The following is a 4,470-nucleotide window of genomic DNA, read 5'->3' as shown; positions in this document are numbered from 1 at the left end:
GCAGGCTGGGTGTCAGCGGTCATGAGTGGAGTCTGCCGCGCCGGCCTGACAGCAGCGGGCGCTTCTCCACAGGCCTGCCGGCACGGGCCGGTTCAGTGCGCGTCGTTGCGGCGCGTCGTCAGGGACTTCGGTTGGGCGGGGTTGCGCTGCCGCGGGACGTCGAACCAGGCGTTGGGGGAACCGGCGACGACGGACTCGAGGCCCTCCTGGACGGCGGCGAGGATCTGCTCGTCCGGAGGCGCGCTCGGGCCGGTCAGCGCGGCGAGAGCCTCCCGCTCCGCGTCGCTGCGGTCCGGTCCGTCGGTCATGGCGGCAGCCTAGTCCCGGCCGGCGCTCGGGAGGCCCTACCGACCGGGCGATTTCCTGGCCGGCGGGCCCGCGTCAGACCTCGGCGAGCGCCTTGCGGATGCGCTTGTCACTCACGGGCGCGGGCGTCCCGAGCTGCTGCGCGAACAGCGACACCCGCAGCTCCTCGAGCATCCAGCGCACGTCGTCGAGCGCGACCTCCCGCGAGGGGTCCGCGGGCCCCGACCTCACCCTGTCCCGCGCCTGGGAGTAGGCGTCCTCGAGCTGGTGGACCTGCCACGCACGCTCGGCGTCGCGGTGCGGGTTGTCGGCGGCCTTCGTCAGGCGGTGCCGGTCGGCGCGCAGGTACCGGGCGAGATGGGGCAGGCGGTCCGCGCCCGTCGCGGAGACGAACCCGTCGTGGACGAGCCTGGCGGCATGGTCGCGGACGTCGTGGGTCGTCGCGAGCAGCGCCAGGCTGTTCGACGCCCGCACCGCGACGTCGAGCTCCCGCGCGGCGGTCAGCACCGCGACGACGTCCGTGACGACGGCGTGCACCGCGTCCTCGAGCCGGTCCCGGACGACAGCGCGCAGCGCCGCGTAGGCCGTCGCGGAGCGGATCTCGGTCGCCGGTCGACCCGCGAGGTGCTCGGCGACGAGCCGGTCGATCGCGGTGAGCTGCACGTCGGTGACCAGCGCGTCCGTCGTGCGGTACGGGCCGGAGGCGAGGGTCAGGGCCTGCGTGCCCGACCAGCGCGTCGTCACCCTGGCGGTCGCGAGGCCCGTGTCGAGCAGAAGGAGCCGGCGCAGGCCGCGGCGGTGCTGCTCGACCTGGACCGCTGGGTCGGCGAGCACCCGCAGCGCCACGGCCGAGGACTCGTCGACGAGCGCGGGGTAGCCGCGGACGCGTACCCCGCCGGGTCCGTCGGTCTCGACGGTCAGCGGGATCGCGCCGTCGGGCAACCCGGTGGGCCACGCGGTCAGGCCCGTCTGCTCGGCGAGCGCGGGCTTGCCGATCACATCGCTCGGGGCGCCGGGAGCCGGCGGGCGGACCGCGGCTCTGGGGGTGGCCGCCACCGCGGTGCTCGCCGGCGCCGGCGGGGCCACGCTGGTCGCGTCACGCATGGCGGTGCGGACCGCCGAGCGGACGGCCGAGCTGACGGCGTCCTGCGTGCGTGCGGCGAGTCGGCGCTGGAGCGCGATGAGGTCCTTGCTCTCGTCGAGCACTCCCCCGCGCTCGGCCTCGACCCGGAACGTCACACGCAGGTGCGGGGGCAGGCGCTCGTCGTCGAACGCGTCGTCCGGGACCTCGACGTCGCGGATGGCGCGGACGGCCTGCGCGAACGCGTCGTGGAAGGACGGCGCGAGGTCGCCGGCGCGCACGGTGTCCTGCCAGCTCGCGAGGTTCTCGTCGAACCATGACCCGATGCTGCGTGCGACGTCGGGTGCCGGGACGAGCTGGACCCGCACAGGCTTCGGCAGCGCCCGGATCGTCGCGGTCACGAGCTCGTCACGCAGGCCGGGGACCATCCACCCGAAGCCCTCGGGCCGCACCCGCGCGAGGAGCACCAACGGGATGTGTACAGTCACGCCATCGGCTTCTGTACCTGGTTCGAACTGGTACGTCAGGGGCAGCTGCAGGTCCCCCTGCGGCCAGACTGCCGGGAAGTCAGCTGCCGACACCGGGGCGGCATCGTCGCTGATCAGGAGCTCGCGCGTGAACGTCAGCAGGTCGGGCTGGGAGCGCTTGGCGGTCTTCCACCACGTGTCGAAGTGCTGCGCGGACACGACGTCGGCCGGGATGCGCTCGTCGTAGAAGTCGAACAGCACGTCGTCGTCGACCACCAGGTCGCGACGGCGGGCGCGCGCCTCGAGGCCCTCCGCCTCCGCGAGCAGCCGACGGTTCTCGTGGAAGAACGCATGGTGCGTGGTCCACTCGCCCTCGACGAGCGCGTGCCGGATGAACAGCTCGCGGGCGTGCTCGGGGTCGACCTTCGCGTACAGGACCCGCCGCTGCGCGACGATGGGGACGCCGTAGAGCAGCACCCGCTCGAGCGCCATCGCGGCGCCCTGCTTCGTCGACCAGGTCGGCTCGGAGTACGTGCGCCTGACCAGGTGCGACGCGAGGTCCTCGGCCCACTCGGGCTGGATCCGCGCGACGTCGCGCGCCCACAGCCGGGACGTCTCGACGAGCTCACCGGCCATGATCCACGCCGGCGGACGCTTGGCGAGACCCGACCCGGGGAAGATCGCGAGCCGGGCACCGCGCGCGCCGAGGTACTCGTTGCGCCCGCGACGGTCGGGCCGGCCCGTGGCTGCGGGCTTCCTGCCGCGACCCGCCGTGGGCGTCACGTCGGTCGCCTCCTGCATGCCGATCTGGCTCAGCAGGCCGGACAGGAGGCTCAGGTGGATGCGGTCGGCGTCCCAGTCCAGCCGCAGGTCACCAGGCCCGGCGGCCGTCTCGGTCGACAGGACGGCCTGCGCAGCACCCGGAGCGGTCCGGCGGCGGGGCGCGGTCACGGGGGCGGTCGCGTTCGCTGGTGCGGTCGCCGCGGCCCCCGGCCGGTCCGCCGCGGGGTGAGCCGTGCGGGACGGGGGAGGGTTCACGACGATCCCGAGCGGCTTCGCGAGCTCGCGCAGCTGCGTGACGACGTCCTGCCACTCGCGGATCCGCAGGTAGTTGAGGTGCTCGGACCGGCACATCCGGCGGAACGCCGATCCCGACAGGTCGCGCTGCGACTCCTTGAGGTACTGCCACAGGTTGAGGTAGGTGAGGAAGTCGGACGTCGGGTCCGCGAACCGCGCGTGGGCCTGGTCGGCCTGGGCGCGGTACTCCATCGGCCGCTCGCGAGGGTCCTGGATCGAGAGTGCGGCGGCGATGATCATGACCTCGCGCGCGACCCCGCGCCGTCCGGCCTCGACGATCATCCGGCCGAGGCGGGGGTCCATCGGCAGCTGGGCAAGCGCACGCCCGACGTCGGTCAGCCTGCCGCCGCGCGGGGGCGCTGCCGCTGGTGGCTCCTCGCCTGCGTCCGCCGTCGGCGCGGGGGAGACGGGTGACGCCGCCGGGGCCAAGGCACCGAGCTCGGTGAGCAGCTGGACGCCGTCGCGGACCGCCCGGACGTCCGGGGGATCGACGAACGGGAACTTGGCGACGTCGTCGGGGGTCGTCGCAACCCCGACCGCGATCATCTGCAGGATGACCGAGGCCAGAGATGTACGAAGGATCTCGGGCTCGGTGTACAACGTACGCGACTCGAAGTCGGCCTCGGAGTACAGCCGGATCGCGATGCCGTCCGCGACGCGCCCGCACCGCCCCGACCGCTGGTTCGCGGACGCCTGCGAGATCGGCTCGATCGGCAGCCGCTGGACCTTCGTGGCCTTGGAGTACCGGGAGATGCGCGCGGTCCCGGGGTCGATGACGTACCGGATGCCCGGCACGGTCAGCGACGTCTCGGCGACGTTCGTCGCGAGCACGATGCGGCGCGAGCCGTGCGGGTCGAACACGCGGTGCTGCTCGGCAGCGGACAGCCGCGAGTACAGGGGGAGGAGCTCGACGGCGTCGGGCCGGCGCGCGTCGGTCACCCGCTCGCCCAGGTGGCCCGTCAGTGCCTCCTCGGCGTCCCGGATCTCCCGCTCGCCTGAGAAGAACACGAGGATGTCGCCCGGACCGTCGGCGTGCAGCTCGTCGACCGCCTCGCACAGCGCCGTCAGCGGGTCGCGGTCCTCGCGCCGCGCCTTGGCTGACGACGCTCCCGACCGCGAGCCCTTCGACCCGGCCACCACCGCGCCCGACGACGGCGCCCCCGTCCCGTCGTCGTCCGGCGACAACGGCCGGTACCGGACCTCGACCGGGTACGTCCGCCCCGTCACCTCGACGACCGGAGCCGGCACGCCGTCGGGGTGCTCAGCGCTCGCCAGGCCCGCGAAGTGCGCGGCGAACCGCGCCGAGTCGATCGTCGCCGACGTGATGATCAGCTTGAGGTCCGGGCGGCGGGGGAGCAGCCGCGTGAGGTACCCGAGGATGAAGTCGATGTTCAGTGAGCGCTCGTGCGCCTCGTCGATGACCAGGGTGTCGTAGGCGCGCAGCATCGGGTCGCGCTGGATCTGCGCGAGCAGGATGCCGTCGGTCATGACCTTGACGAGCGTCCGCTCGCTCGACTCGTCGGTGAACCGCACCTGGTA

The 4,470-nt window shown here is 73.6% G+C and carries 2 protein-coding genes; both read right to left on the bottom strand.

Annotated elements, in window-relative coordinates; genetic code table 11:
• Positions 1-92: 92 nt before the first annotated feature.
• Positions 93-308, bottom strand: a complete 216-nt coding sequence (locus VFW79_RS12805) for a hypothetical protein (protein ID WP_329677676.1) — start codon at positions 306-308, stop codon at positions 93-95.
• A gap of 73 nt (positions 309-381) precedes the next feature.
• Positions 382-4,470: ATP-dependent RNA helicase HrpA (hrpA, locus tag VFW79_RS12800; RefSeq protein WP_329677675.1), on the bottom strand; the 4,089-nt coding region annotated here is incomplete at its 5' end.

Source organism: Cellulomonas sp. (assembly GCF_036279715.1).
Classification (GTDB): domain Bacteria; phylum Actinomycetota; class Actinomycetes; order Actinomycetales; family Cellulomonadaceae; genus Cellulomonas_A.
The sequence above is the reverse complement of the archived record's forward strand: the minus strand, read 5'-3'. Positions and strand labels throughout refer to the sequence as shown.